This is a genomic window from Streptomyces sp. NPDC004561, from assembly GCF_053602155.1.
The window spans coordinates 1-3,616 of the sequence record NZ_JBSGDB010000685.1 but is presented as its reverse complement, the minus strand read 5'-3'; the positions used below and the strand labels follow the sequence as shown (position 1 = coordinate 3,616).

2 protein-coding genes and 1 pseudogene are annotated in these 3,616 nt (G+C 76.1%); 1 reads left to right on the top strand and 2 read right to left on the bottom strand.

What is annotated here, in order from left to right; translation table 11 throughout:
* Positions 1–77: 77 nt before the first annotated feature.
* Positions 78–935 (top strand): annotated as a pseudogene (locus tag ACWEN3_RS43540) (D-alanyl-D-alanine carboxypeptidase family protein); the annotation flags it as partial.
* A gap of 62 nt (positions 936–997) precedes the next feature.
* On the opposite strand, the gene ACWEN3_RS43535 reads toward ACWEN3_RS43540, so the two are convergent.
* Positions 998–2,380, bottom strand: a complete 1,383-nt coding sequence (locus tag ACWEN3_RS43535; protein ID WP_452983407.1) for a glycosyltransferase family 87 protein — start codon at positions 2,378–2,380, stop codon at positions 998–1,000.
* On the bottom strand, positions 2,377–3,616 hold a 1,240-nt coding region (mptB, locus tag ACWEN3_RS43530; RefSeq protein WP_452983404.1), incomplete at its 5' end, for a polyprenol phosphomannose-dependent alpha 1,6 mannosyltransferase MptB. The genes mptB and ACWEN3_RS43535, both read right to left, overlap by 4 nt.

Below are 3,616 nucleotides of genomic sequence, written 5' to 3'. Positions count from 1 at the left end.
GTCCCTGTTCACCGCCATGCTCGTCATGACGCTGTTCTTCGGCATGGCGCGATACGCCCACGATTCCGGTCTGGCACATGCCGGACAGGATGCGATTCTCATATCGGACGGTTGTGTCGGCCTGTTCCCTGTGCGTGGCGGGCGTGCTGGCGCTCGCGCCGGCCACCGCCGCCGTGGCGGGCCCGTCGGCCGCCGCCGGGACCCGCGCCGGGGACCCCGCGCCGCCCGCGCCCCGGGCGGCGGCGCCCGGGCCGTCCCTGCTCTACCGCTCCGGCACGCAGGTCCGGCCGGGCCGGGGCGCACCCGAGCTGCCGGACGTCTCGGCGCTGTCCTGGCTGGTCGCCGACGCCGGCAGCGGGGAGGTGCTGGCCGCGGCCGACGCGCACCGCCCGCTGCCGCCCGCGAGCACCATGAAGACCCTGTTCGCCCTCACCGTGCTCCCGTCGCTGCCCAGCGGACTGCGGCACACCGTGCGCTACGAGGAGCTGGCGGACGTCGGCGAGGGCAGCAGCCTGGTCGGGGTCGAGGAGGGGCACAGCTACCAGGTGGCGGACCTGTGGCGCGGGGTCTTCCTCGAGTCCGGGAACGACGCCGTGCACGTGCTCGCCTCCCTGGCCGGCGGCTGGCAGGCCACCGCCCGGCACATGCAGGCGAAGGCCCGCACCCTGGGCGCCGGGGACACCCAGGTGGTGTCCCCGGACGGTTACGACGCCCCCGGTCAGGTGTCCTCCGCCTACGATCTCGCGGTCTTCGGCCGGGAGGGGCTGCGCAACCCCGACTTCGCCCGCTACTGCTCCACCGCCCGGGCCGACTTCCCCGGTGACGGGACGCCGTACGCCATCGAGAACACCAACCGGCTGCTGAGCGGCGAGGACGGCGTAGCGCCGTACCCGGGGCTCGTCGGCATCAAGAACGGCTACACCAGCAACGCGGGCAACACGCTCGTGGCCGCCGCCCGCCGGGGCGGGCGCACCCTCGTGGTGACCCTGATGAACCCTCAGGCCGGCGGCGGGTTGACCGTGTACGAGGAGGCCCGCGCGCTGCTCGACTGGGGATTCGCGGCGGCCGGACGGGTGGATCCGGTGGGTTCGCTGGACGCGCTGCGCCCGGCGCCCCGGCCGGAGGCGTCGGCCGTGCCGGTGGCGGCGGCCACCTCCGGGGCGTCGGCCGACGACTCGGGGTGGTCCGGCACCGCCGTCGGGGTGGGGCTCGCCGGGCTGGGCGCCGGGGCCGTGGCGATGGTGCTGCGCTCCAAGGGGCGCCGGGCCGCGCGGGGCTGACCCACCGGCAGACCGAGCAGCAGGCCCAGGGTGATCCAGGTGTAGGTGTTGCTGCCGAGGAAGCCGCCCGGGCCGGAGGCGTCGTCGAACCACAGCCACACCACGCTGGTGCACATCACCGCGTACAGCGCGCCCGCGACACGCCGGTGCCCGGTGCGCACCAGCACGGCGAAGGACGGCAGCAGCCACACCAGGTGGTGCACCCAGGTGATCGGGCTGACCAGGCAGGCGGCGGCACCGGTGAGGGCGAACGCCGCGGGCCAGTCGCCGGCCGTCACCGCCCGGCGGGCCCGCCAGCCCCACACGCACAGGGTCAGCAGCACCACCGTCGCCCACAGCGGGCGGCCCGTCTCGCCGAGCCGGGCCAGGACTCCCTGGAGCGACTGGTTGGAGACGTAGTCCAGGCGGCCCACCCGGCCCGTGTCCCACAGCGCCTCGGTCCAGTAGTACCGGGACGCCCCGGGGTCCGCCCAGACGGCCAGCGCGGTCGCCCCGGCGGCCACGGCCGTCGCGATCCCGGCCGCCCGGCGGCGACCGGCGAGCAGCAGCAGCCCGATGAACAGGGCGGGCGTGAGCTTCACGGCCGCGGCGAGCCCGATCCCGGCGCCCGCCCAGCGGCCCCGGCCGACGGCCAGCAGCCACGCGTCGCCGAGCACGAGGGCGAGCAGCACCAGGTTGACCTGGCCGAAGCTGAACGTGTCCCGCAGGGGTTCGAACAGCGCGAGCAGGCACAGGCCCAGCGACCACCGGTACCAGCCCTGCCGCCGGCGGCCGGGCCCGGCCAGGATCCACAGGACGACCGCCAGCGCGGCCAGGTTCACCAGCAGGGAGACGGCGATCGCGGTGTTCCGCCCCATCATCGCCAGCGGCAGCATGACCACGGCGGCGAACGGCGGATAGGTGAAGCCGTACGCGGTGCCCGGCACCCGGTAGTCGTAGATCCGGCCGGCATGGTGGACCCAGGTGTGCACGGTGCCGTAGTAGACCTTCAGGTCGAAGAAGCCACGCAGCAGCGGCACGGTGGCGGTGAACGCGGCCACCGCGGCGCCGAGGCCCAGCACGAGGAACAGCCGGCCCCGCTCGGTGCGCGGGCCCGTCATGCGGCGCGTCCCGGAGCCGGGGCCTGGGCCGCCTGGTGGGCCTGCCACAGCACGACCACGCCGAGCACCCCGCCGGAGACGGCCAGCACCAGCTGCCCGGTGTCGGCCGGGCCGCCGCTGGGCAGCACGGCGAGGGCGAGCACCCCGGCCAGGGCCGCGCCCCGGTGCCGTACCGAGGTGCTGGGCGCGGCGGCGGCGATGAGGAACAGGCCCCACAGCACGTACCAGGGGCGGATCGCCGGACCGAACACGGCCACGGCCAGCAGGCTCAGGCCGAGCGCGTACACCGGTCTGAGCCGCAGCCGGAGCCAGATCAGCAGCACGGCGACGGCGGTGACCGCGAGGCCGAGCAGGTGCCAGGCCGGGACGGCCAGCGGGGCCAGGCTGCTGCCGAGGTGTTCGAGCAGGGCGCCGGTGGCCCGGCCGAGCAGGCTGCTCAGCGCCCAGTTCTGCGGGGAGACCGGGGTCGCCAGGGCGCCGATCCAGCCGTAGCCGGTGCCGGCCACCGCCGTGGCGGCGACCGTCGTCCCGGCGGCGGCGACCGCCGTCGTCAGCACGGCCGGCACGGGGCGCCGGCCGGCGCGGAGCTGGAGGGCCACGACGGCGAGGAGGCCGAGCGCGGCGGGCGCCTTGACGAGGGCGGCGAGGGTGACGAGGACGGCGGCGACGGTGCCGAGAGCGGCTCCGCGGCCGCGCGCGGCGACCAGGCCGAGACCGAGCAGACCAAGCATGAGGGCATCATTATGGGCGCCGGCGACCAAGTGCAGCAGGACCAGCGGGTTGAGCGCGCCGAGCCACAGCGCGGCGGCCGGGTCGGCGCCGCTGTGCCGGGCGAGGCGGGGCAGCGCCACCGCCATGAGGGCCACGCCGAGCAGCGCGACCAGGCGCATGCCGAGCAGGCCCGCGGGCAGTTCGCCCCGGGTGAGGCCGGACAGGGCGGAGGCCAGGCCCAGGAAGGCGGGGCCGTAGGGCGCGCCCGTGTGCCGCCACATCGGGGCAACCTCGCCGGCGAGGGGTCCGCCGAGCGTGGCGGGACCCTGGGCGTAGACGTCCATGTGGGCGTCGACCATGGCGCCCTGCGCGAGGTAGCTGTAGACGTCCCGGCTGAACAGCGGCGGTGCGAGCAGCAGCGGGGCGGTCCAGACGGCCAGCACGACCAGCAGGGCGCGCGGGTCCGGCGTGGGTGACGACGAGGCGATCACGGTCGACCTGGGCCGTCTGCCCCAGGAGGTCTCC